Origin of the sequence: Fontimonas thermophila, assembly GCF_900113085.1 — a bacterium.
Taxonomy (GTDB): domain Bacteria; phylum Pseudomonadota; class Gammaproteobacteria; order Nevskiales; family Nevskiaceae; genus Solimonas; species Solimonas thermophila.
Genome location: NZ_FOOC01000019.1, coordinates 1 through 23,961 on the forward strand (window position 1 = coordinate 1; position 23,961 = coordinate 23,961).

Annotated in this window: 23 protein-coding genes, 1 tRNA gene and 1 pseudogene; 13 read left to right on the forward strand and 12 right to left on the reverse strand. The window is 64.7% G+C overall.

All coding sequences use genetic code 11. From position 1 onward, the window contains the following. The 3 genes from BMZ48_RS12190 to BMZ48_RS12200 form a co-directional block, all read left to right on the forward strand. On the forward strand, positions 1 to 216 hold a 216-nt coding region (locus tag BMZ48_RS12190), incomplete at its 5' end, for an integrase core domain-containing protein (RefSeq protein ID WP_143383694.1). Then, on the forward strand, positions 189 to 695 hold the full coding sequence (locus tag BMZ48_RS12195) for a DoxX family protein (protein ID WP_091535730.1): 507 nt from the start codon (positions 189 to 191) through the stop codon (positions 693 to 695). The genes BMZ48_RS12190 and BMZ48_RS12195, both read left to right, overlap by 28 nt. Positions 696 to 702: 7 nt before the next feature. Then, positions 703 to 1,494 carry a YiiX/YebB-like N1pC/P60 family cysteine hydrolase gene (locus BMZ48_RS12200; protein WP_091535711.1) on the forward strand — a complete coding sequence of 264 codons (792 nt, stop codon included), beginning with the start codon at positions 703 to 705 and terminating at the stop codon, positions 1,492 to 1,494. On the opposite strand, the gene BMZ48_RS12205 is transcribed toward BMZ48_RS12200, so the two are convergent. From BMZ48_RS12205 to ftsH, 5 genes are all read right to left on the reverse strand, one after another. Next, positions 1,476 to 1,700, reverse strand: a complete 225-nt coding sequence (locus BMZ48_RS12205; RefSeq protein WP_091535712.1) for a zf-HC2 domain-containing protein — start codon at positions 1,698 to 1,700, stop codon at positions 1,476 to 1,478. The genes BMZ48_RS12200 and BMZ48_RS12205 overlap by 19 nt on opposite strands. Then, a complete protein-coding gene (locus tag BMZ48_RS12210) occupies positions 1,694 to 2,320 on the reverse strand; it encodes an RNA polymerase factor sigma-70 (protein ID WP_091535733.1) in 627 nt (208 codons plus the stop codon). The genes BMZ48_RS12205 and BMZ48_RS12210 overlap by 7 nt, the downstream gene beginning before the upstream one ends. A gap of 230 nt (positions 2,321 to 2,550) precedes the next feature. After that, positions 2,551 to 4,254 (reverse strand): cation:proton antiporter domain-containing protein, encoded by a 1,704-nt coding sequence (locus BMZ48_RS12215; RefSeq protein ID WP_091535713.1) that lies wholly within the window; start codon positions 4,252 to 4,254, stop codon positions 2,551 to 2,553. Between the two features lie 3 nt (positions 4,255 to 4,257). Next, positions 4,258 to 4,698, reverse strand: a complete 441-nt coding sequence (trxC, locus tag BMZ48_RS12220; RefSeq protein WP_091535714.1) for a thioredoxin TrxC — start codon at positions 4,696 to 4,698, stop codon at positions 4,258 to 4,260. Beyond that, positions 4,695 to 6,569, reverse strand: a complete 1,875-nt coding sequence (ftsH, locus tag BMZ48_RS12225; protein ID WP_234981641.1) for an ATP-dependent zinc metalloprotease FtsH — start codon at positions 6,567 to 6,569, stop codon at positions 4,695 to 4,697. Before ftsH ends, trxC begins: the two co-directional genes overlap by 4 nt. A 169-nt stretch (positions 6,570 to 6,738) precedes the next feature. Between ftsH and BMZ48_RS12230 the strand changes: the two genes are divergently transcribed. The 7 genes from BMZ48_RS12230 (at position 6,739) to BMZ48_RS12260 (ending at position 14,420) form a co-directional block, all read left to right on the forward strand. Further along, a tRNA-Thr gene (locus BMZ48_RS12230) sits at positions 6,739 to 6,814 on the forward strand. Between the two features lie 221 nt (positions 6,815 to 7,035). Beyond that, positions 7,036 to 7,656, forward strand: a complete 621-nt coding sequence (locus BMZ48_RS12235; RefSeq protein ID WP_159431181.1) for a GspH/FimT family pseudopilin — start codon at positions 7,036 to 7,038, stop codon at positions 7,654 to 7,656. Next, the gene (pilV, locus tag BMZ48_RS12240; RefSeq protein WP_091535716.1) at positions 7,628 to 8,098 is read left to right on the forward strand and encodes a type IV pilus modification protein PilV; all 471 of its coding nucleotides are present in this window, start codon (positions 7,628 to 7,630) and stop codon (positions 8,096 to 8,098) included. The genes BMZ48_RS12235 and pilV overlap by 29 nt, the downstream gene beginning before the upstream one ends. Then, positions 8,095 to 9,126 (forward strand): PilW family protein, encoded by a 1,032-nt coding sequence (locus BMZ48_RS12245; RefSeq protein ID WP_091535717.1) that lies wholly within the window; start codon positions 8,095 to 8,097, stop codon positions 9,124 to 9,126. Before pilV ends, BMZ48_RS12245 begins: the two co-directional genes overlap by 4 nt. Before the next feature lies 1 nt (position 9,127). Next, positions 9,128 to 9,706, forward strand: coding sequence for a pilus assembly PilX family protein (locus BMZ48_RS12250; RefSeq protein WP_200769626.1), 579 nt, complete (start codon positions 9,128 to 9,130; stop codon positions 9,704 to 9,706). A gap of 20 nt (positions 9,707 to 9,726) precedes the next feature. Beyond that, positions 9,727 to 13,950, forward strand: a complete 4,224-nt coding sequence (locus tag BMZ48_RS12255) for a pilus assembly protein (RefSeq protein WP_143383695.1) — start codon at positions 9,727 to 9,729, stop codon at positions 13,948 to 13,950. A gap of 2 nt (positions 13,951 to 13,952) precedes the next feature. Further along, positions 13,953 to 14,420: a type IV pilin protein gene (locus BMZ48_RS12260; protein ID WP_301331464.1), complete on the forward strand. Its 468-nt coding sequence runs from the start codon at positions 13,953 to 13,955 to the stop codon at positions 14,418 to 14,420. A gap of 18 nt (positions 14,421 to 14,438) precedes the next feature. On the opposite strand, the gene BMZ48_RS12265 is transcribed toward BMZ48_RS12260, so the two are convergent. The 6 genes from BMZ48_RS12265 to murJ all read right to left on the reverse strand — a co-directional run bounded on the left by BMZ48_RS12265 (position 14,439) and on the right by murJ (position 22,160). Beyond that, entirely contained in the window at positions 14,439 to 15,050 is a 612-nt protein-coding gene (locus BMZ48_RS12265) for a GspH/FimT family pseudopilin (RefSeq protein ID WP_091535720.1), read from the reverse strand. Positions 15,051 to 15,146: 96 nt separating this feature from the next. Next, a complete protein-coding gene (gene ispH, locus BMZ48_RS12270) occupies positions 15,147 to 16,106 on the reverse strand; it encodes a 4-hydroxy-3-methylbut-2-enyl diphosphate reductase (protein ID WP_091535721.1) in 960 nt (319 codons plus the stop codon). Continuing rightward, on the reverse strand, positions 16,106 to 16,606 hold the full coding sequence (lspA, locus tag BMZ48_RS12275) for a signal peptidase II (protein ID WP_091535722.1): 501 nt from the start codon (positions 16,604 to 16,606) through the stop codon (positions 16,106 to 16,108). Before lspA ends, ispH begins: the two co-directional genes overlap by 1 nt. 182 nt (positions 16,607 to 16,788) lie before the next feature. Then, positions 16,789 to 19,599 carry an isoleucine--tRNA ligase gene (gene ileS / locus BMZ48_RS12280; protein ID WP_091535723.1) on the reverse strand — a complete coding sequence of 937 codons (2,811 nt, stop codon included), beginning with the start codon at positions 19,597 to 19,599 and terminating at the stop codon, positions 16,789 to 16,791. Positions 19,600 to 19,662: 63 nt separating this feature from the next. Beyond that, positions 19,663 to 20,607: a bifunctional riboflavin kinase/FAD synthetase gene (gene ribF, locus BMZ48_RS12285; protein ID WP_091535724.1), complete on the reverse strand. Its 945-nt coding sequence runs from the start codon at positions 20,605 to 20,607 to the stop codon at positions 19,663 to 19,665. Then, a complete protein-coding gene (gene murJ, locus BMZ48_RS12290; protein ID WP_091535725.1) occupies positions 20,604 to 22,160 on the reverse strand; it encodes a murein biosynthesis integral membrane protein MurJ in 1,557 nt (518 codons plus the stop codon). The genes ribF and murJ overlap by 4 nt, the downstream gene beginning before the upstream one ends. Before the next feature lie 152 nt (positions 22,161 to 22,312). Between murJ and rpsT the strand changes: the two genes are divergently transcribed. From rpsT to BMZ48_RS12305, 3 genes and pseudogenes are all read left to right on the forward strand, one after another. Continuing rightward, a complete protein-coding gene (rpsT, locus tag BMZ48_RS12295) occupies positions 22,313 to 22,576 on the forward strand; it encodes a 30S ribosomal protein S20 (RefSeq protein WP_091535726.1) in 264 nt (87 codons plus the stop codon). Between the two features lie 236 nt (positions 22,577 to 22,812). Continuing rightward, on the forward strand, positions 22,813 to 23,088 hold the full coding sequence (locus BMZ48_RS12300; RefSeq protein WP_091535728.1) for a hypothetical protein: 276 nt from the start codon (positions 22,813 to 22,815) through the stop codon (positions 23,086 to 23,088). A gap of 92 nt (positions 23,089 to 23,180) precedes the next feature. Then, positions 23,181 to 23,567: pseudogene (locus tag BMZ48_RS12305) on the forward strand (transposase); the annotation flags it as partial. 31 nt (positions 23,568 to 23,598) lie between these two features. Here the strand turns inward: BMZ48_RS12305 and BMZ48_RS12310 are convergent. Continuing rightward, the coding region (locus BMZ48_RS12310; protein WP_143383696.1) for a transposase at positions 23,599 to 23,961 on the reverse strand (363 nt) is incomplete at its 5' end.

Sequence of the window (23,961 nt, forward strand, 5' to 3'; positions counted from 1 at the left end):
CCGAACCAGAACGCCTACGTCGAATCCTTCAACGGCCGCCTGCGCGACGAGTGCCTCAACGAACACTGGTTCACCCACCTGCTGCACGCCCGGACCGTCATCGAGACCTGGCGCCGGGAGTACAACGAGGAGCGACCAAAGAAGGCATTGGGCGGACTGACACCGAGCGCCTACGCCAGGCAACTGGCATCGGCTACCATCCAACCCGGACTCTAGATCGAACCGCTACTGAAAGCGGGGGGACGTCGCCACACTCGTTGATTGCCTTTGTCGGACGGTTTTCGATCGCGGCGGTGTTCTGGCTTTCCGGGCAGACCAAGGTCGAAGGCCTGTCCGTGAACCTGGTGGATGGCGAGTTTCACTGGGGCTGGCCGCATCTGTCGGAAGGCGCGCTGGAGCTGTTTCGCACGGAATACCGTTTGCCCTTGATACCGCCGGAACTGGCCGCGCACTTGGCGGCCTTTGCCGAACACCTGTTCCCGCTGCTGTTGCTGTTCGGCCTGGCCACGCGCTTTTCGGCACTGGGCTTGCTGGCGATGACGGCGGTGATTCAGATCTTCGTCTATCCGGATGCCTATCCGACGCATGGAACATGGGCGGCTGTCCTGTTGTACCTGATCGCCAAGGGCCCGGGCGTATGTTCGCTGGATCATCTGATCGCCCGGCGTTGTGCACAGCAGGCCAAGGCGCGGTGAGTGGGCCATGAATGCACTGCTTGGCCGGATCGGGGCGGCGCTCGCCGCCTATCTGTCCCGTCCGGCTCACGTTCATAGCACAGCGCCTGCGATCACCGGCGAACGTCTGTTGGCCGTCTTGCAGCCTGGCGATGTGCTGCTTGTTGAGGGCCACAGCCGCATCAGCACGGCGATCAAGTACCTCACCCAATCGACCTGGTCGCATGCCGCGCTCTACGTTGGCTTCGAATCGCTGCAGCGAGCCGGGCGTGATCCTTCGCATTGCTTCGTCGAGGCGGATATCAATGAAGGCGTGCGCAGTGTGGGCATCGACGAATTCACCGGGCTGCACACGCGCATCTGCCGCCCGGTGGGGCTGAGCGAGCCCGATCTTCAACGCCTCATCGCACACGTCATCCAGCGCCTCGGGCATCGCTATGACCTGCGTAACGTTTTCGACCTGGCGCGTTATCTGCTGCCCACCCCGCCGGTGCCACTTGGCCTACGCCGCAGGCTGATCCAGCTCGGCAGCGGCGATCCGACACGGGCGATTTGCTCCACACTGATTGCGCAGGCGTTTCAAGCTATCCAATACCCGATCCTGCCCATCGTCGAACAGCATTCGGCGGAACGACCGGATTGTCCAGCCTGTGTCGAGGAAATTTTGCGGATGCGCCACCATAGCCTGTTCGTGCCGCGCGACTTTGACGTCTCCCCCTATTTTGCTGTCGTCAAACCCACTTTGGCGGAAGGATTCGACTACAAGCGCCTACACTGGTTGCACCGCGAGCCAGATCCGGATCAACGCGCCGCGTCCTGATCGCTCCGCTGCGACGTCGTTGCCGACTCATCAGCGCCATCGGCATAGGCGCGCACGATGCGACGCAGCACATGCATTTGGTCGCCAAAGTGGCGGCAGCCGCTGCACATCATCACGTGCATCTTAAGTGAGATTGTTTCGCCCCATCTGAGTGGGCGATCCTGTGCTTCCGACATCAAGCGGGTGGCGTCGCGGCAGTTCAGCACGATTCACCCTCCACAAACCAGTTCTTTTCCAGGCATTTGCGCAAACGCAGGCGGGCGCGGTGCAGCATGACATTCACATTGCTCACAGTCAGGCCCAGCGCGGCGCAGATCTCATTCGTTTCCAGTTCGATGAATTCGCGCATCATGAACACGCGCCCCTGCCGACCAGGCAAGTGTTCGAGACAGACCTCAAACACGCGCCAGAATTGTGCGTTCTTGATGGCCGTCTCAGGTTCCATCCAAGCCTTTGGTTGCTCATCGGCCTGCCAAAAGCCACGGTGATCGAATAATTGATGGGCATTGTCCTCTTCGTCGTCGGCATACGGAAGCTGGCTGACCTCAACCGCACGATGACGTTGCCGCAAGGCATCGGCAATCTTGTTCTTGAGAATTGCAAAAACCCAGGTCTTGAATGCGGCTCGACCTGCAAACTTCTGCGCATTCTTCATCGCGCCGATGAAGGCTTCCTGCACTGCATCTTCAGCCAGATGCGTATCGGACAGTTGCTGTGTTGCGAACTTCAGCATTTGTCTGCGCAAGGTCTCCAAAAACGCTGCGTCCCTCATCCAAGCGATTTCGTCCGATGAACGTACTCCGCTTTCATCAAAAGACAGTGCCATCGCCATCTCCGTTGCCAACCGTCGATCGCAGACCTCTGGATAACCCGAAAATCGATGAAGATTCAAAATAAGTCGGCTGGATGATAGTCGGATCACTTCTGGCCTAAAAAGTACGCTGGCGCTCAAGCGCTGAGTATCTGGCCAAGCTATACGAAAAAAACAAAATTGCATAAGCGAAAAAGACACACAGCGATTTTTTTGATTAGTACTGCCAGAGCTCGCTCAGACTTTTATTGAATCTGACCACTCTCTTCGAGACAGTCGCGCAGCTCGCTAATCATGTGGTCGGCCACATCAGCCGGAATACCCACAAGCAGCATCACCTGCTCAGCCAGACCAAGGGCAGCAGCAAATGAGTGCGGAAATATGCGCACGTTGGGCACGTTGCGCAAAGTGCTGGCCGCGGTGGCGTGTGCACACGCGGCCAACACGGTCAGATCAGGCCGTTGCCGAGCCACGGTCCGGGCAATACGCAGGGCCGGCTGAATCTGCGCGAAGGTCAGAACGACCAGACGCGCGTGCTTCAAACCTGCAGCCAGTAAGGTATCGGGCCGGCTGGCGTCCCCATACAGCACAGGGACACCGAATACACGCGCGGCCTTGACTCTCTGCTCGTCTGACTCGAGCAACAGATGCGGCACGCCGGCCCGCATCAGGGTTCGACTAACAGTCAGACCATACTCGCCCGCACCGCAGACGATAACGTGATCGCGTAACGATTGCGCCTGTGTCGCAATGTCCGCCTCCTCGGCCTGTGGTGGCTGGGCAAAGCCGCGGGCGCTGCTCAGGAATTGCGCCAATGCGTCGTGGTGGCGGATCACTAGGGGCGCCATGGCCATACTCAGTACCAGCGCCACCAACATCGGTTGCACAACTGCAGCCGGAATCAGTTGCTGCTGCAAGGCCAGTCCCAGCAGCAACAGCGCGAATTCTCCGCCGTGCCCGAGCACGAGCCCTGTGCGCCAGGCATCGAGTGCAGACAAACGCGTTATGCGCAAGGCCAGGGTATTGAGCACGATCTTGACCGGCACCAGCACCAGCAGCCATGCCAGCACCGCCAGCGGTGCCGAGAACACCAGCGCGCCGTCAAGCTGCAGGCCGATAGTCACAAAGAACAGGCCCGACAGCACGTCGCGGAAAGGCTTTAGATGGTTCTCCATATGGTGTTTGAAGTCGCTCTCGCCCAACACCATGCCGGCGAGGAAAGCGCCCAAGGCAGCCGATACACCGACAGCATGCGCTGCAGCGGCTGCCGCGACCACCACGCACAAGGAAACCAGAACAAATGATTCCTCATGACCGCGCCGTGCAACCCAACCCAACACGCCGCGCAACACGTGACGCGAAGCGATAGCCGCGGCTGCGAACAGGAGAAGTACCCCGAGCACTTCGAGCAACACGCGCTCTGCTCTCGGGACTTCGCCGCGTGCCCAGATCGCGAGCAAGGCCAACAGGGGAACGGCGGCGAGATCCTGGAACAGCAGCACAGCGATCGCGCTGCGGCCGTGCCGCGTGGTGAGCTCGCCCTGGTCGGCCAGTTGCCGGCTGACCAAAGCCGTGGACGACATGGCCGCAGCAGCCGCCAGCAGCGCCGCACTTTCGGCCGGCATGCCCAGCCTGATCAAAACCAGGGTCAGGGGCACCGCCACGATTGCCATCTGCAAGCTACCCGCGGCCAGCACCGTCCTGCGAATGAGCCAGACATGTGCCAGCGAGAACTCGAGCCCTACGAAGAACAGCAACAAGGCCACTCCGAGCTCGGACAGAAAGTTCAGGGTGTCGCCGGGCGCGATCACACCACTGACTGAGGGACCGAGCGCAGCGCCGACCGCGAGATAACCCAACACGGTCGGCACGCGCAGTGCAGCGGTGACCACGGCCGCCAGGCTGCACGCGGCCAGTAAACCCAGTGTCGTGCTGAGCAGGTCCTGCATCGATCAGCGCCCGATCTGCGATGCCGCCCAGCGTGCGATGTCCTGTGCCCCCATCGCCCCACTCTGCCGGGCGATCTCACGCCCGCCCTGGAAGAGAACGAGCGTCGGAATGCTGCGGATACCGAACTGCGCGGCCAGGTGGGGCTCGGCCTCGGTGTTTACTTTCGCCAGCCGTAGCCGCGGTTCGAGCAAGCGCGCGGCGTGCTCGAACTGCGGCGCCATCATCTGGCACGGCCCGCACCACGGCGCCCAGAAATCAACCAGCACGGGTAGATCACCGCGCTCCACGTGACGCGAGAACGTCTGCGTGGTCAACTCGATGGGCTTGCCGGTCAACAAACCCTGCCGACAGCGGCCGCACCGAGGCTGGTCGACGAGTCTTTCGGCCGGCACGCGGTTGATGGCATCGCAGTGCGGGCAGACGATGTGCAGTGTTTCGCTCACGGCGCGCTCTCCTGGGCAGCCGCAGGCTGCTCCGCTGCGGGTGCTGCTGCGCCGTGCACGGGCTTGAGCCCCCTCGTCAACGCGCGGATGTCGCCTTCATCCAAGGTTTCCCGCGCCAACAGCTCGCGCGCGCAGCGTTCGAGCATATCCCGGTTGGATTGAAGGATGTGAAAGGCGCGTGCAAAGGCACCCATCACGATGTCGCGGATCGCCCGATCGATGCGCGCCTGGGTCGATTCCGCCACCCGGCAGCCTCCCTGCGCGAGTTCCGGCACGTCCAGGAAGCGGGGCCGTTGCGGCTCGAAGGCGATGTAGCCTAGATCCTCGTCCATGCCAAAGCGGGTGATCATGTCGCGGGCGATGTCGGTGGCCCGTGCGAGATCATCGGCGGCTCCGGTGGATAACTCACCAAACACGAGCTTCTCTGCCGCACGCCCGCCGAGAAGCACCGCGATCTTGTGTTCCAGATCGGCGCGCGTCATCAAGTAGCGGTCTTCGGTGGGCCGTTGCAGCGTATAGCCGAGCGCACCGATACCGCGCGGGATGATCGAGATCTTGTGCACCGGGTCGGTGCCGGGCAACGCCAGTGCCACCAGCGCATGCCCCATCTCGTGATAGGCCACGACTTCCCGTTCCCTGGGGTTGAGCACGCGGTTTTTCTTTTCCAACCCGGCGATGATGCGTTCGATGGCGGCGGTGAAGTCCTGCAACTCCACGGCGGACGCTTTGCGCCGGGTCGCGACCAGCGCGGCCTCGTTGACCAGGTTCGCGAGGTCCGCACCGGAAAAACCCGTGGTCAGCGCGGCCACTTGTTCGAGATCGACATTAGAGCCCAGCTTCACTTTCTTGACGTGGACCTTGAGGATGTCCAGGCGCCCTTTCTTGTCGGGCCGGTCCACCAGCACCTGACGGTCGAAGCGACCGGCGCGCAGCAGTGCCGGATCGAGAATCTCGGGCCGGTTGGTGGCGGCGAGGATGATGAGACCCACCGAAGCATCGAAGCCGTCCATTTCGGTGAGCAACTGGTTCAAGGTCTGCTCGCGCTCGTCGTGGCCGCCGATGGGGCCGCCGACGCCGCGCGCGCGGCCGAGCGCATCGAGCTCGTCGATGAAGATGATGGCGGGCGCCTGACCGCGCGCCTGTTCGAACAGGTCACGCACGCGCGCCGCCCCCACGCCGACGAACATCTCGACGAATTCCGAGCCGGAGATGGAAAAGAACGGCACGCCGGCTTCGCCCGCGACGGCTTTGGCGAGCAAGGTCTTGCCGGTGCCGGGCGGCCCGACGAGCAGCACGCCCTTGGGAATACGCGCCCCGAGCCGGCCATAGTCCTGCGGATTTTTCAGAAACTCGACGATCTCGACCAACTCCGCCTTGGCTTCGTCCACGCCGGCGATGTCGGCAAACGTCACGCCCGTGTTTTTTTCGACATAAACCTTGGCGCGGCTCTTGCCGATGCTCATGAAGCCGCCCATGCCCTGCTTCTCGGCGAAGCGGCGAAACAGGAAAAACCAGACGCCGAAGAATGCGACCGCCGGCACGATCCAGGACAGCAGATCGCGCAGCCAGGTGCTTTCCACCACCCGCGTGTAGGGCACGTCGTATTTCGATAGGCGCTCGGCGAGCTCGGGCTCGACCCGGGTGGCGACGATCGTGGTTTTACCGCGGCTGTCCGGTAACTTCAGGCGCCCGGTCACCATGCGGTCTGATACCAGCACCTCGGCGATGCGTCCTTCTGCCAGCGCTTTTTCGAATTCGCTGTACGGCACCGGCTCCACCGTCTTCGCCGCCTGCCAGTAGTTCTGCAGCATCAGCAGCATCAGCGCGGCGACGAGCCAGTAACCGACGTTCCATTGATGTTTCCTGTCCATGTGCGGTGCTCCGCGCAAACCGTGGGGCCAGAGTATGGGCATATCCGGGGGAACCAAGCCCTTGCCGTCGAAACCCTGCTATGGCGAACGGATCGATGCCGGATGCACCGCGCGCCGGCTGCAGTGCGTTGTCGGACACAGCCGCGCCTCCCTATAATGCGCGCCCCTCGCCGGGATAGCTCAGTCGGTAGAGCGACTGATTCGTAATCAGTAGGTCGCAGGTTCGATTCCTGTTCCCGGCACCATTCCTGCCCCGTAGCACAGCGACTGCTGTCTGGCGTTTCCACTGGGCTGTTGTGCTAGCCTTCCGACGGTTGTGCGGATGGCGCGCGTCCGCCTGTCTTCGACGGAAACGAAACCATGGATTGGGGGAGTGCAGTGCGCGAACGAAACCATTCGTCGGCATCGACGGGCCGCTCAGCCTGTCCGGGCAGCGGTGGCCGGCACGAGGGTATTTAGTCAGCCCATGCCGTCCATTCTTCACTCCGCCACCCGCCTGCCGCGCACCCCGCCTGTTGCCGCACTGGGCTTGACGCTGATCGAGCTGGTCGTGGTCATCGCCGTCGCCGGTATCCTCCTGGCCGTGGCGGTGCCCGGCTTCCGCCAGCTCGTCACCGCCAATCGCCTGACCACCGCGGCCAATGCCATCGTCGAGTCGCTGCTCCAGGCGCGCCTGGAGGCGGTGCGCCGCAATACGACGACCCAGTTCTGCAGCAACGTAGCGACAACCAACGGTTCTGGGGCGCTGGCGACGGCCTGTGGCACGGCGGGCGGTGCCGTTTACGTGCTCAATGCCGACGGCACGACGACACTCCTGGTTTCGGCCCCGCAACCACCGCCTGGCATCGTGCTCAACAGCAGCGGCACGGGCGTCGTCGCGCTGCGTTATACCGGCCAAGGGCTGGCGCGCCGGCCCAACGCCACGGTTCCCTATACCGGGCTCGTCGCCGATCTGTACTCCACGGCCATCAGCCGCAACAACCGGCGGTGTATCTATATGACGACCGGCAGTATCGTCAGCAGCTGCGCCGTCACCAGTACTAGCGGATGTCCGACCAATGAACCGACCGATTGTCGTTCACAGTAGGGCGCCAAGGACCCGGCACCACGGCGTGGGACTGATCGAGGTCCTGATCGCCGTATTGATCCTGTCGATCGGCCTTCTGGGCATCGCGTTCGTGCAGACCCGGTCTCTTTCGGGCAACAACAGTTCGATGGCGCGTTCGATGGCCGTCGTCGCAACGTATTCGATTCTTGATGCCATGCGGGCCGACCGCGCCAATCTGGCCGCTTATGACGGCGTTTCGGTCACTGCCAACAGCTGCCCGACGGGCGGCAGCACGCGGGCGATGCGGCAAATCATCGCCTGGTGCACGGAACTCGGCGCACGCCTCGGCGCCGCTGCGTCCACCCGCGGAGAGATCCGCTGCACGGGCTCGCTGTGCACCGTGACGATCACATACGACGACAGCCGCATCGGCGCCGCCGGCACCAGTACGCAGACCGTCGTGACCAGGGCGATGCTATGAGACCCCCCTTCCATCACCCTGCGATTGGTACCTGCGGGCGCGGGATCCGACGCGCGCGTGGATTCAGCCTGATCGAGCTGATGGTGGCGCTGGTCTTGGGTCTCGTGGTCATCGGCGCCGCGGTCGGCGTGTTTCTGTCCAACAAGCAGTCCTACCGCACCAACTATGCCCTGGGGCAGGTCCAGGAGGCTTCGCGCATCGCCTTCGAGCTGCTCGCGCGCGATCTGCGCCAGGCCGGCCTCACCGGCTGCGGCAATACCACGCGCGTTGCCAACACGTTGAATAACCAGGCCACCACCTGGTGGGCCAATTTCGGCAACGCCATCCGCGGCTACGACGGCAATCAGGACGATCCCGCCGTGGTCGAGGGCACGGGCACGGCCCAGCGCGTGGTCGGCACCGATTCGATCCAGCTCATCGGCGCCGGCGAATCTGGCCTGAGCGTGCAAAGCCACAACCCCACGGCCGCAAACTTCAAGCTCAATGAACCGAGCGCGGATCTGCAGGATGGCGACATCATCATCGTCTGCGATCCCGATCACGCGGCGATCACGCAGGTCACCAACTACAACAGCAGCAACGTCACACTCGTGCACAACACCGGCACGGCCTCTCCGGGCAACTGCTCCAAGGGCCTGGGCTTCCCGACCCAGTGCACCGTCAATGGCAACCCTTACACCTTCGGCGCCAATTCGCAGATCGCCAAACTGAGCGCCGCGGACTGGTACATCGGCAACAACCCTATGGGCGGGCGCTCGCTGTATCGTCTGGCACTGGGCACAAACAGCGGCGCCGCGGTCACGACGGCGATGGAAATGGTGCGCGATGTCACCGACCTGCAACTGGAATATCTGACCCAGGGTGGCATCGACTATGTTCCCGCGAGCGCCATCACCGATTGGCGGCAGGTCATTGCCGTGCGGATCATCTTGACGGCGCAGGGCAGCGAAGCCTTCACCGGCACCGATGGGCAGCCGATCCGGCGCTCGTTCACGACCATCGTCACGTTGCGTAACCGGGTGAGCTGAGATGCAGCGACCGACTCGATCCCGTTCCCACACTCACGTCTGCCCGCTGCTGCGACAACGCGGGGTGGCGCTGGCAACCGCGCTGATCCTGCTGATCATCGTCACGTTGATCGGCCTTGCGGCGGTGCGCGGCACCACCGTGCAGCAGCGCATGACCGCCAATTTCTATGACCGTAATCTGGCTTTCCAAGCCGCCGAAGCCGCCTTGAACGCGGCCGTGCAGAGCTTCGTTGCCGGCACCCAGGTCATCGCCCGCAATTGCGGCGCCGGCGGCACGATCTGCCGCAGCAATCCGTTCGCCGACCCCAACCTGGACAACAGCCGCATCCAGACCGTGCCCACCAGTGTCTACGACGGCATCGCCGCCGCCGGCCAGCCGCAATATGTGATCGAGTTCATGGGCGAATTCCCGAATCCGGAGCTCAATACGGGCTTCAACCAGACCGCCAATGCGGCGCAGTACGGCGCCCAGGGCACGAACATCATGGCGCTTTACTACCGGATCACCGCGCGCAGTGCCGATCCCGCCACCGCCGGCGAGCGCGCCGTGGTCACCCTGCAGACGATGTACCGACAATGACCTTGCACGGAGGCCGCCTCATGCCTGTTCATCGTTTGTCATCTTCGAGCCTGCGGCCCGTCCGCGTGCTGATCGGTGCCATGCTGCTGGGAGCGGGCACGGCGCATGCGGTGGTGACCGTCGACCAAAGCCCACTGACGGTGCGCAATCCGCTGCCGCCCAACGTCACCCTCATCCTCGACGACTCCGGCTCGATGCAGTGGACGGTCATGCCCGATGACCCGCCGGGCAATGACGGCCGCGACACCGAGCTGATCAACGCCAACGTCAATGGCGTCTACTACCATCCGGACGTTCGCTATCTGCCGCCTTATACGGTCACGGCGCAGCCCAATGCGGTGAACCCGACGACCTCGCGCTACCCCAATGCCTCGTTCACCGCAGCCTGGTACGACGGCTTCAATCCTACCAGTGGCAGCCTCATCAACATCGCCACCTACCAGCCGGCCAACAGTTTCGCCGACGGCCCCAGTGCGATCGGCAATGCGACGCCGCGGTTTTCTCACACCTTCCGGATCGATGTCGCGCCGCAATACCGATACGCCCACCACACCGGCTGTCCGCCGGGAACCTCGGGCCCCAACGCGCAAGGCCTGTGCACGGCCGGCGGTGCCGCCATCGACGAGCCGCCTTACTGCCAGGGCCATAACAACTATGCCGCCACACAAGACCGCTGCAACGAAGTCCAGGCGCGCCCCGATCCCTGCAGCAGCATCCCGGCACCGGGCGCGCCGGGCGCCCCCAATTCGCCGGGGCTGACACTCTCCAACGACCAGTGCCGCGCCAGCGGGCGCCCGTCCGAAGCGCCCCGCTGCCAGGGATACGGCGGCTACGACAGCAGCCGGAACCGCTGCAATCAACAGCGCTTCCGCCCGGAGGCCTGTGGCGACACACTTGCCCCCGGCGGGTCCGGCAACGTCAACAGCGCCGGGCTCGTGTTGCAGAACGACCGCTGCCGCACCCCCAGCGTCCCGCCCAATTGCCCAGATGGCTACGAATTCGCCCTCGATGCCGGTCCGGCCGGCGAGGATTGCCGCCAGCTGATCGATGCCGGCGGCAGCCGGCACCGCGGCTATTTCGTGTACATCGAGCCGAGCACCAACCTGCGGCATTACGTCGGTGTCTCGGGCGCCGCCTCGACGGCAGCCGGCTCATCGAGCGCGCCCATTGCCGGAACCTGCGCGGAGCTGACCGGCAACTCGAGCAGCAATCTGACCACCGGCGAATCCTTCGCCAGCGGCTTTCCGGCCGCCCGCTGCCACAATGCCGATGACGACACTGGCCTGCGCGATCCCAACGGCAACGTCATCACCTTCGGCCAGAACGTCGCCAACTGGTTCAGCTACTACCGCAAGCGCCTGTACATGGCCAAATCCGGCCTGATGAACGCGCTGGCTGGCCTGGAGCCCTCTATCCGTTTCGGCTTTGCCTCGATCAATGGCGGTTACAACAGCTCCAACACAAATGCCAACAATCTGCCGGCCGACCGGGTCAGCGGCTCCACCAACACCCGTCCGGCGATCGCCCGTGTCAAACCCTACGGTGACGGCAGCGCGTCCACCCAGCGAGCCGCGTTCTGGGACTGGCTCGTGCGGGCCGAGGCCGTGGGCGGCACCCCGCTGCAGGCAGCGCTCAAGGCCGTCGGCGACTACTACCAGGGCGAGGCCCAGCCCTGGCAGTCCGGCAGCGTCGAAAACCCCAACAACCCGAGCCAGGAGCTCTCCTGCCGACAGGCCTATGCGATCCTGACCACCGACGGCTACTGGAACGGCACCGTTCCGAGCCTCGGCAATGTCGATGGGCCAGCCAACCGCAGCATCGTGCGTCGGGACGGCCCCAATGGCCAGTGCTTTGAGTATCCGCGCAAATCCTCATCGAGCTCGGTCTGCGACGCGCCGATCTCGCCCGTACCCTTCGTGGACGATGCCTCCAATACGCTGGCCGACGTCGCGATGCAGTACTGGCTCACGGATCTGCGCCCCAGCACGCCGAACAACGTGCCGACCAGCAGCGGTGACCCGGCGTTCTGGCAGCACATGACCACGTTCACGGTCGGCCTGTTCGGCCGCGACGACAACCTGCCCAACGTGACCCCAAACGGCACCACGGCCCAGGACGTTGCGCTCTGGGCCAGCGCAGGCGGGGCCCCGAACAATTTCGCCTGGCCGACACCGAGCGCGGACTCCATCAACAACATCGCCGACCTGGTCCACGCCGGCATCAACGGCCGCGGCGGCTTCTTCTCCGCCGGCAATCCCGAGCAGTTCGAGAGCGGCCTACGCACGGCGATGCTGCGCATCAGCGAGCGCGTGGGCACCGGCGCGAGCCTGGCCGCCAACAGCACGCGCCTGGATACCGGCACGACCACGTATCAGTCCATGTACTTCAGCGGCAAGTGGAAAGGCGATCTCAAAGCCTTTGCCGTGGATCCGGCGAGCGGCGCCATTTCCAGCGTGCCGCTGTGGGTGGCATCGACGCGCCTGCCAGCGGCGTCGGCGCGTACCATCAAAACCTACAACCCGACCGGCACCAGCAGCAGCGCGCGCTTCCCTGCGCTGACCTCACCGACGGTGCTCTCCAGTGCCCAGCAAAGCGCACTCGGATCCACTGCCACCGAACGCCAGGCCATCATCGACTACCTGCGCGGGGACGCGAGCCTTGAGCGACGCAATGGCGGCACCTTCCGCGACCGTGACACGGCGCTCGGGGATATCGTCAGCTCGCAGCCGGTCTATGTCGGCGCACCGGATCCCAACCTGTTCCGCGACCGCACCTTCCCCGGCTCGAGTGATTACGCGGCTTTCGCCGCCGCGCAGAGCACGCGCGAACCCCGGATCTGGGTCGCGGCCAATGACGGCATGGTCCATGCCTTCAACGCGGCAAACAGCGGCAGCAGCCCCGCCCCCGGCGAGGAAACTTTCGCCTTCCTGCCCGATGCCGTGATCCGCAGCGGCATCAAGGTACTGGCCGATCCGAACTATGGCACCGCCAGCCAGCCGCATCAGTTCTTCAATGACGGCGAACTCACCGTCGCCGATGCCTATCTGAACAACGCCTGGCGCACGGTGCTGGTCGGCACCACCGGCCGCGGAACGGCCAAGTCCGTCTATGCGCTCGACATCACCGATCCCGCCAATCCCACGCTGCTGTGGGAGCGCAATGCCACGGATGGCCTCTCTGGCAGCAACTGGATCGGCCAGACCACCGGCAAGCCGGTCGTCGCCCTGGTCGGCAACGCCAGCTCGCCGAGCTGGGTCGTACTCGTCGGCAATGGCTACAACAGCGCGCAGAACAAGGCGGCGCTGCTGCAATTCGACCTCGCCACCGGCGCGCTGAGCGTTTATCAAACCGACGCCAGCACCGACAATGGCTTGGCCCAGGCGGCCGTCTGGATCTCCGATCCGACCACCGGCATCGGCACCCAGGCGTATGCCGGCGATCTGCGCGGCCGTGTCTGGAAATTCGACCTCACCAATGCTGCAAGCAACGGCACATTGCTCTACACCGCGACGACGGCGGGCGGCACCGCGCAACCGATCACTGGCGGCATGCTCGCCGGCAAGGATCCGGCGACCGGCAATCTCTGGCTGTTCTTCGGTACCGGGCGTTATCTGACGCAAAGCGATCTGTCCGACACCACCGTGCAGACCTGGTACGGCATCATCGTCGACAGTGCGGGCAGCGACTTCGGCGATGCTCCGGGCTCGGGCAGAGGCCTGCTGCGGCAGCGTCAGATCTTGTCCGAGACCGCCGCCGATCCCGATGCAAATCCGCCACGGCTCGGTGCGCGCACGATTTCGGCCGGCACGGCCGGCGACATGAGCGGCCGGCAAGGCTGGTACATCGACCTGGTGGTCCAAGGTGGAACCGCCCAGGGCGAGCGCATGGTCACGCCCAACCAGTTCCAGGGTTCGCTGCTGCTCGGTACTACCCGCATCCCGGTCTCCTCCGACCCCTGTAATCCTTCGGGCAGCGGCTGGATCATGGCCGTCGATCCCTTCGATGGCACCGCACCGGATGCGAATTTCTTCGATGTCAACGGCGACGGCCGGTTCAATGACAGCGACAAGGTCGGCGGACAAGTCGCCGCCGGCGTGGGCTTCTCCTCCGTGCCCAACAACCCGATCTTCGTCGGCAACACGATGCTGGTCAGCTTCGACAACGCCACCACGAGCAGCGTCCGCACATCGGGGACGGTCGGTCAACTGCGCCGCATTTCATGGCGTGAATGGGTAGGACAGTAACCATGGCGATGCCATCCGCATTCCAGAGCCACCTGCAGACGGCCCGGCACCGCAAGGGGTTCTCGCTGATCGAATTGATGATCGTCGTGGCCGTCATCGGCATCCTCGCCGCCATCGCGTATCCGTCATACACGAACTCGGTGACCAAATCCAAGCGGCGGGCCGCGCAGGCCTGCCTCGCCGAGTTCGCGACGTTCATGGAGCGTTACTACACGACGAATCTGCGCTACGTCGATGCCAGCAACAACCCGCCGGTTCTGCCCGCACTGGACTGCGCCTCGGCGCAGAACGCCGGCGCCGATTACACGTTTGGCTTCGCCGCAGGCAGCCCCACGGCCACCACTTACACCTTGCAGGCGGCTCCGCGCGGCCGGCAGGCCACGCGCGACGCCCAGTGCGGCACGCTCACGCTGAATCACACGGGCACGCGGGGCGTCACCGGCAGCGGCGGCGTCAGTCAGTGCTGGTGATCGAATCCCCGCTGCTTCTCAGAGCGGGATGCACCCAGGCGGTGAATCGGCCAGCGGCTGCGCGACAGTCCGTCCGCTGGCGATCAGCACGAGATCGGTGGCGGGCACCGACGACGGTGATCGCACACAAACCCGCAAACGCCCCATCGCCCAGGCACCGTTGGCGGTTCGCGCGCTGCCATCGGGCCTGAACACGACCGCCGCTGCGAATGGACCATTGCCCTGCAGACCGATGCCCGAGTCACTCGGCAGAGCGCCGGCGATGAGTAGCGTCTCGCCGGCATCGAGCCGGCCATTGGCTTCGCGGTCCAGAAAAACAATCCACTGCCCGCGCGCCCAGTCGCCGTGACAGCCCTGCTGCGGCGTGCCGGCGCAAAACGTCACCGCGCGGTTACGGCTTACGGCGGTATGCCGCGCCGTGTGCAAGACAGAGAGCAACTCGTTGGCCGTGGCCGCCAGTGTGTTGCGTGCAGCCATGCGCGCAAATGCAGGAACGACCTGCCCCAGCAGCACGCCTGCAATGACCAGCACGATCAGTAATTCGAGCAGCGTCAGGCCCGTCTGTGCGTGCCCGCCTGCGGTGGCGGATTGACACTGCGCGCAGCGCGCGCACCACCTGCGGCTTGCCATCGCCGATCCCTCCCTTTTGTGCGGATGCTAGCCGCATCACGGCTGGTTGGGGACGAAACCGTGTGATGCGCTTCACGCGCACGGAGATGGAGATGGCTACGGCGATCGCGCTGCATGCACTGCCCGGCGCAGCGCGGGCGGCAGGGAAAAGACGATGTGTTCCGCACGTCCTGGCAGTTCGGCGACGGTGGTCCCGCCGAGCGTTTGCAGACGGGCGACGACATCGCGCACGAGCACCTCCGGTGCAGAGGCCCCGGCCGTCACGCCGACGCGCGTGCAGCCGGCCAGCCATTCCGGGCGGATGTCGGCCGCCCCGTCGATCAAGTAAGCGCGCACGCCGCGCTGCTCCGCGAGCTCACGCAAGCGGTTGGAATTGGAACTATTGCGCGAGCCGACCACGAGCACGACCTCGCAGCGACCGGCGAGCTCCTTGACCGCATCCTGGCGGTTCTGCGTGGCGTAACAGATATCGTCCTTGCGCGGCCCACGCACCTCGGGAAAGCGTGCGCGCAGCGCATCGATGACGCGCGCGGTGTCGTCCATCGACAACGTCGTCTGCGTCACATAGGCCATGCGCGAGGGATCGCGGATCGACAGCCGCGCGACGTCCTCCGGCGTCTCGACCAGGTGAATGCTGCCGCCGTGTGAAGGATCGAACTGGCCCATCGTGCCCTCGACTTCGGGATGGCCGGCGTGGCCGATCAAGACCACGTCCCGCCCTTCGCGGGAATATCGCTGGACCTCGATATGGACCTTGGTGACCAGTGGGCAGGTCGCGTCGAACACGGTGAGCCCACGCGCGGCGGCGCGCGCGCGCACCGCCTGGGAGACGCCGTGTGCGGAGAAAATGCAGGTCGCGCCGTCGGGAATCTCGTCGATTTCTTCGACGAAGACCGCGCCCTTGGCACGCAGATCATCGACGACGAAGCGGTTGTGCACCACCTCGTGACGGACGTAGATCGGCGCGCCCAAAGCCTCGAGGGCACGCTCGACGATTTCGATCGCACGATCGACGCCGGCGCAGAACCCGCGCGGATTGGCAAGCAGGATTTCCATCAACCGCCCCCCGCCGGGTGAACCCGGCGCGCACGCCGGGCATCGAGCAGCATGTCGAGCAGCAGCAAACCCGTCCCGGTCGAAATCGCGATGTCGGCGACGTTGAACGCGGCGAAATGCCAGCTGCCGACGTAGAAATCGATGAAATCGACGACATGCCCGCGGGTGACGCGGTCGATGACATTCCCCAGTGCGCCGCCCATGATCAACGACAGTGCGACGGCCAGCAGCGTCTGGCCGCGCGGATGGCGACGCAGCCACAGCAGAATACCTATGCTCACGGCCGTGCCGAGCAGCACGAAGAACGCAGGAGGAGCGTCCGACAGCATCGAAAACGCCGCGCCCGTGTTCTTCATGTGCACGAGATTCAGGTGCGGCATCACCGGTACTGTTTCGTACCAGTCCAGATGGCGCACGACGAGCTGCTTGGTGATCTGGTCGATGAGAATCACCGCCATCGAGATCCACAGCAGATAGACGTTCTTGTACTGGAAAGACATCCGCGTCCCATCATCCAATCTGAAACTGCAGGGCCCTGACCGCGCTCCAGATCTGCCGCATCGAAAACCAGCGCCGCCAGGGCGTGTGCCCATCCGCATCCGCAACCCCGGCGCACACCAACAGACTAACCGAAATGGAATCGGCAGGCGTCCGCAATCCGGGCAACACATGTATCGGCGCATCAGAAATAACGCCGGGTCTCGCCGGGTCCGTCGATGTTCTCGATGCAGCGTCCGCACAGACTCGGATGGCGAACGTCACGGCCGACATCGCTGCGCTGATGCCAGCAGCGCTCGCATTTGGGATGCGGGCTTACCCGCGCCGCCACCCAGATGCTGGCGTCGCCGTGCTTGACCTCGAGAGCCTCGGCGCTGCGCGCAGCAACCGGCGCGATTTCGACATCCGAGGTGATGAACCAGAAGCGCAGCTCTGCGCCGACCTTGCGCAAGGCTTCGGCCTGCGCATCGTCGGCATAGAGTGTGACCTCGGCATTGAGTCCGGAGCCGATCTGGCCGGCCACGCGCAAATCCTCGAGCACTTTCTTCACGCCCTCGCGCAGGGCGCACAAGAGCGGCCAGTCGAGTGCATCCGGCGCGACCTGCGGGAAAGCGTGCCAGCGCTGCGCGAACAGCGGCGCGCTGCGGTCCCCCGGCAACAGCCGCCAGATCTCGTCGGCGGTGAATGACAAAATCGGCGCAATCCAGCGCACCAAGGCTTCCGCGATATGCAGCAGGGCGGTTTGCGCCGAACGCCGCGCCAGCGATTTGCGCGGTGTCGTATAAAGCCGGTCCTTGAGCAGATCGAGATAACGGCCGCCGAGATCGACGACACAGTAGTTGTGCAGCTTGTGATAAACGACATGGAACTCGCGCCGGGCATAGGCAGCGCGCAGCTCGTCCTGCAGCTTGGCCGCCTCGGCGATGGCCCAGGCATCGACGGCCACCAGACGCTCCGGCGGCACGCGGTCGTGGATCGGATCGAAGCCGTCGAGGTTGCCGAGCAGAAAACGCGCGGTGTTGCGGATCCGCCGGTAAGCATCGGCCATGCGCGCGAGCAGTTTGTCGGAGATCGCAATCTCGCCGGAATAATCGCTGGCGGCGACCCACAGCCGCAGCACGTCGGCGCCGAGCGTCTTGGTCACCTGCTGTGGTGAAACCACGTTGCCGAGGGACTTGGACATCTTGCGTCCCTGCTCGTCGACCGTGAATCCGTGCGTGAGCACCGATTTGTACGGCGCGCGGTCCCGCATTGCGACGCTGGTGAGCAGCGAGGACTGGAACCAGCCGCGATGCTGGTCCGAACCCTCAAGATAAATATCGGCCTGCGGCGCAACGCCATCGACCAGGGCGTCCGGGATCACCGAGCGGAAAGCGCACTGGTGCACGACGCCGGAGTCGAACCAGACATCCAGCGTATCGGTGCATTTCTCGTAGCGCGCGGAATCAACTCCCCAGTCCTCCGGGGTGGAACCAAACCAGACCTCGAGGCCCTCGCGCTCGACCCGGTCGGCGATTCTGCGCAGAAGCTCCGCCGTCTGCGGATGCATGTCCTGCGTCTTTCGATCGACGAACAGGGCGAGCGGCACCCCCCAGTAGCGTTGCCGCGAGATACACCAGTCGGGACGGCCGGCGACCATCTCGCGGATGCGACTCTCACCCCAGTCCGGAATCCACTGCGTCTGCCCGATCGCACGCACGGCCTTCTCACGCAGACCGTTGGCATCCATCGATACGAACCACTGCGGCGTCGCCCGGAAAATCAGCGGCGTCTTGTGCCGCCAGCAGTGCGGGTAGCTATGCGTGATCGAGTCGTGGGCGAGCAAGGCATCCCGCGCCTTGAGCACATCGAGGATCAGCGCATCGGCTTTGCGCACATGATGTCCGGCGACGACGGGCGTGCCCTCGACGAAGACGCCATCGCTGCCCACGGGGTTATCGACCGGCAGCCGGTAGCGCAGGCCGACGACATAGTCCTCCTGCCCGTGCGCCGGTGCGGTGTGCACAAGCCCGGTACCAGCGTCGAGGGTGACATGCTCACCGAGAATCACTGGCACTTCGCGCGATGCAAACGGATGGTGCGCGCGCATGCCCTCCAGCGCCGCACCAGTGGCCGAGCCGAGCACGCGCGCAACCTGCCCAAGCCGCCGGGCGAGTGGCTCGAGCAGATCGGCCGCGACCACGAGCCGCCCGGCGCGCGGAAACTCGGCCAGCACATAGGTGATGTGCGGACCGACGGCGATGGCCTGGTTCGCCGGCAGCGTCCATGGCGTCGTCGTCCAGATCACGAAGGCCGCGCCGTCGGCCTCGGCCACGCCGAACCGGCGCGCCAGCTCGCCGGCGTCGGCGGCGAGAAAGCGGACATCGATCGAATGCGAGACCTTGTCCTGGTATTCGACCTCGGCCTCGGCCAGAGAAGACGCACAATCCAGGCACCAGTGCACGGGTTTGAATCCGCGCACGACATGACCGTTTTCGATGATTTGTGCGAGCGCGCGCAACTGCTCGGCCTCGAAGGCCGGATGCATCGTCAGGTAGGGCCGGTCCCAGTCCGCGAGCACGCCCAGCCGTTTGAAATCCTCGCGCTGACGCGCAATCTGCTCGGCCGCATACTCGCGGCACTTTTCGCGAAAAGTCCTGGCGTCGAGCCGTTCGCCGACCTTGCCGAACTTTTTTTCGACCTGCAGCTCGATCGGCAAGCCGTGACAATCCCAGCCCGGCGTGAACGGGGCATGGTAACCGTCCAGACGCGCAGCCTTGACGACGATGTCCTTGAGCACCTTGTTGACGGCATGTCCGATGTGAATGTCGCCGTTGGCGTACGGGGGGCCATCGACCAGCCAGAACACCGGCCGGCCTTGCGATGCAGCCTGCACCGCACCGTAGAGGTCCTCCTTGAGCCAGCGCGCCAGCATCTCGGGTTCGCGCTTGGCCAGGTTGGCCTGCATCGGAAACTCGGTTTGAGGCAGGTTGATCGTGGATTTGTAGTCGGTCACGGTTGAACGCGGAAGAACGATTCGAGGCGCTGCCGGCATGGCGGCGGCCACAAAGACGCTGGATTATGCGGGTTTGCTGGCAAAAAACGCCAACGCTGCAGCCTTGTCCCGCTGCATCTGCGCACCCAGCGCCTCGAGCGAGTCGAAACGCGCCTCCGGCCGCAAAAACCGCCGAAAGCAAATCTCCACCGTCAGGCCATACAGATCACGGCACTCGCCTAGTACATGGGTTTCCAGCAGACAGCGTGTCAACCCCAGCGTCGGGCGCACGCCGAGATTGGCCACCCCCGGCCAGGCCGGCGCGCCTGCCCAGTTGAGCACGCGCAGCGTCACTGCGTACACCCCCATGCGCAATGCGGGCATGCGGCGCAGCACGACGTTGGCCGTCGGCATGCCCAACCGGCGACCGAGCTTGAGCCCGCCACGCACACGCCCGACGAGGGCGTAGGGACGGCCGAGCAAATCTTCGGCGCGCTCCAGATCGGCGCACGCGAGCGCCTCGCGCACCGCAGTCGAGCTGCAGCGCACTCCGGCGTGAACCACGCTGGCTATGGCCTCGACGTGAAACCCATGCCGCTGCCCGGCCTGACGTAATAAATCGAGATCGCCAGCACGCCGCGCCCCGAACCGAAAATCGTCGCCGACGACCAGCGCGCGCACCCCGAGCCGCTGCACCAGCACCTCGTGTATGAAGACCGGCGCCTCGAGCGTCGCAAATGCCCGGCCGAAACGCTGCACGATCAGCCGGTCGAGTCCGAGCGCCTCCAGATCCCGCAGCTTGCCGCGCAGCGTGCCGATGCGACCGGGCGCGCCAGATGCGCAAAAGTACTCGCGGGGTGTCGGCTCGAAGCTCAGAATCGCCGACGGCACACCCAGCTCATGACCCAGCTCGACGGTGCGGCGCACCAGTTGCTGGTGACCACGATGGATGCCGTCGAAATTGCCGATGGTCAAGGCGCAACCACGTTCGTCGGCTGGCCAGTTCTGTATTCCGCGAACCAGTTTCATCGCTGCCCCTGCGCACGCCGGAAATGCGCAGGCCTCAGCCCCACAAGCCACAGACAGCCAAAGTACACCGCGGCCGCCGTCACCACGATCGCGGCCAGACGCACACCCCGCGCATGCACACCGAGCGCCAGCCAGGTTTCCAGCGTACCCGACAGACCCACGAGCAGCAGCGCCATCGCGGCATTGGCGGTCAGCAGACGCAGCGCAAATGCCGGCCAGCCGGGCTGCGGCCGGTAGGCCCCGTCGCGCCGCAGGCGACGCAACAACAGCAAGGCGTTGATCCAGGCCGAAGCGGACGTCGCCGCGGCCAGCCCGGCATGCGCGGCCGGCCACTGCAGCCACTGCGCACAGACAAACAGGCCAAGACTCATTGCCATGCCACAGCACAGCGCCACGATACCGTAGCGCACCGGAATGCGCGTTTCCTGGCGTGCGTAAAAACCGGGAACCAGCACCTTGACCAGCGAGAATCCCATAAAACCGGCGGCATAAGCCCACAGCGCATACATCGTCATACGGACGTCATACGCATCGAACGCGCCATGGCCGAACAGTGTCGCGACCAGCGGCCCGGCGAAGATCATCAACCCCAGGGCGGCAGGCACACCGATCACCAGAATCGTGCGCAATCCCCAGTCCAGGGTATGCGAGAACTCGTCACCGGAGCGGCGCGCATACTGGGCCGACAATGCCGGCAGGATCACCGTGCCGATGGCAATGCTGAAGATGCCGAGTGGAAACTCCATCAAACGGTCGGCGTAGTAAAGCCAGCTCACCGAGCCGTCACCCAAAAGACTGGCGAGCGCCGAATCCAGCAGCAGGCTGATCTGGGCCACCGACGAACCGATCATCACCGGCACCATCAAACCGACGATGCGGCGCACCCGCACATCGCGCCAGCCCCAGCGCGGCGGCGGCAGTAAACCGAGCCGCAGCAGCAAAGGTAGCTGAAACGCAAACTGCAGGATTCCGGCGATGAACACCGCATACGCCAGCACCATCACCGAACTGGCGTCGATGAACACCGTCGCGATCAGACAGGCATTGAGAATCACCGGCGTGAACGCCGGCACCGCGAAACGGCCGTAGGCATTGAGCACGCCCGAAGCCATCGCCGTCAGCGAGATGAACATCAGGTACGGGAACGTCCAGCGCAAGAGCTCGGTGCCGAGCGCATGTTTGTCCGGATCGGTGCCAAACCCCGGCGCGAACAGCCAGATCAAGACGGGCGCGGCCAGGCAGCCGAGGAGCGTGACCAGCGACAACACACCGGCGAGCGTGCCCATGACCACGGCGACGAGATCGCGCGCCTGTGCATGCGTGCCGGTGGTTTTCGTCTCGGTGAAGACCGGCACGAAGGCCTGCGAGAACGCGCCTTCCGCGAACATGCGCCGGCCAAAATTGGGAATCTTCAGCGCAATCAGGAACGCATCCATCGCCGCCCCGGCACCGAAGGCGGTTGCGAACATGACATCGCGGACGAACCCGAGGATGCGCGACATCAGGGTCATCAAACCGACGACGCCGGAGGATTTCAGCAGGGCAACAGACATAGGCGGCGCAGTGTACCGGTTTGTGGCGGAAACGCGTGGCTTTTCAGCCGCTTCTCGCCGGGCACAACGGATTGACAAAGCGCGGGGCACTGACCATACTTCGCGGCCTTTCGAAGACACCCGGCCATCGCGCCGATCCCCAGGAGTTTCCTTTGGCCAACATCGCCAGCGCAAAGAAGCGCGCCCGTCAAGCCGAGAAACGCCGCGCCCGCAACGCCGCGCAGCGCTCCATGGTGCGCACCACGATCAAGAAGGTCGTCAAGGCCATCGAGGCCAACGACAAAGCCGCTGCCCTCGCCGCCTACAAGGACATGGTGCCGATTCTGGACCGCTACGTGACCAAAGGCATCATCCACAAGAACAAGGCCGCGCGCCACAAATCGCGTCTGGCCGCACGGATCAAGGCATTGGCCTGACCCGAGCTTTGCGTTCACCGGGGGTATCCGAAAGCGGGCCACGGCCCGCTTTTTCGTGTCCTGCGGACACGGCGACTGCCCGTCCCACTGCCCGTCCTGAAGAACACTCTTTTTGCTACGGCACGATAGCGGTAGCATCGGCATGCCAGTGTAGGACATCTCCGATCTAACTCGGTCTCCAGGCTCGGTGGATGGCCTCTCTGCCGCGGCATTCATCTGATCTCAGGGAGCTACAAATGATGTTCATCGATCGGCACGAGCGGCCGGCAGGCATCTTGCGTCTGACGGCCATCGCGGCTGTGCTGGCCTCGGCCAGCCTTCCGGCATTCGCACAAAACCCGCCACAGACTCCATCGGCAAACCCCGCGGCGTCGGACCAGGCCATCGTCGATGCCTTGTTCGCCGAACCTGCCGAACCGGAACCGATTCCGGTCGATCCGCTGCGCAAGGACGCCGCCGAAGAAGGCAGGGATGACGTAGTCGGCCCTGCAAAACGACCTCAAGCCGCATAGATACTGAGTTGGTGAGGTGATGTTGCGGGGTTGGAACTCCCGAAGATGAATCGGCTCGATGGGAATTCCTGGGAGTTTGGAGACGGATTTCGATGAGCACGCCGGACTTTTTCCGCGCCCGACTGGACCAGATGATCGACCTGCGCCATCCGCTGGCGGTGCTGGCCACGCGGATGCCGTGGCAGCAGATCGAAGCCAGCGTGGCGCCGCTGCTGGCGCGCAAGGACCGGCGCGGGCGCAGTATCGAAGGTGCAGACCTGTTCGGCCCCACGCTGCAGGTGGTCGGCGCAGGCGTGAGCGCTGCGGGGCGCCCGCGCCTGGCGATCCGCTTGATGGTGTCGCTGCTGTACCTGAAGCATGCCTATGGTTTGAGCGACGAGGCCGTGGTCGAGCGCTGGGCCGAGAACGTGGTGTGGCAGTTCTTCAGCGGGCAGGAGTACTACGAGCCGCGCCTGCCGTGCGATGCCACGCAGATCGGCTCCATGTCGTTTCGTGTGGAAAGCAACACTGTCACTGGGGCATCGCCGGCGCGAACGGACTTGCCGGCAGGTGCTTGAGCTTGGACATGCGCAGGTAGGCGATGGCGATGAAGTTCTGGCTCGTCCTGAAGCCGCGCGCGGCGCGCTTGGCCTGCTGCAGCAGCCCGTTCATCGCCTCGACGAAGGCGTTGCTGCGGTGATCGACCATGCCGCGCACCACCGCGTCGAACCGCTCCTTGAGCGTGGCGGCCAGCTTCTTGAACGGCTCGAGCCGACAGCGCCGCGCCCAGCTCAGCCAGGCCCCGAGATCGGAAGCGGCCTGTTCGATGCTGTTGTGCGCTGTGGCCCGCGCGTACACCTCGCGCAGCGCCATCTTCAGCCGCCACGCCCGCGC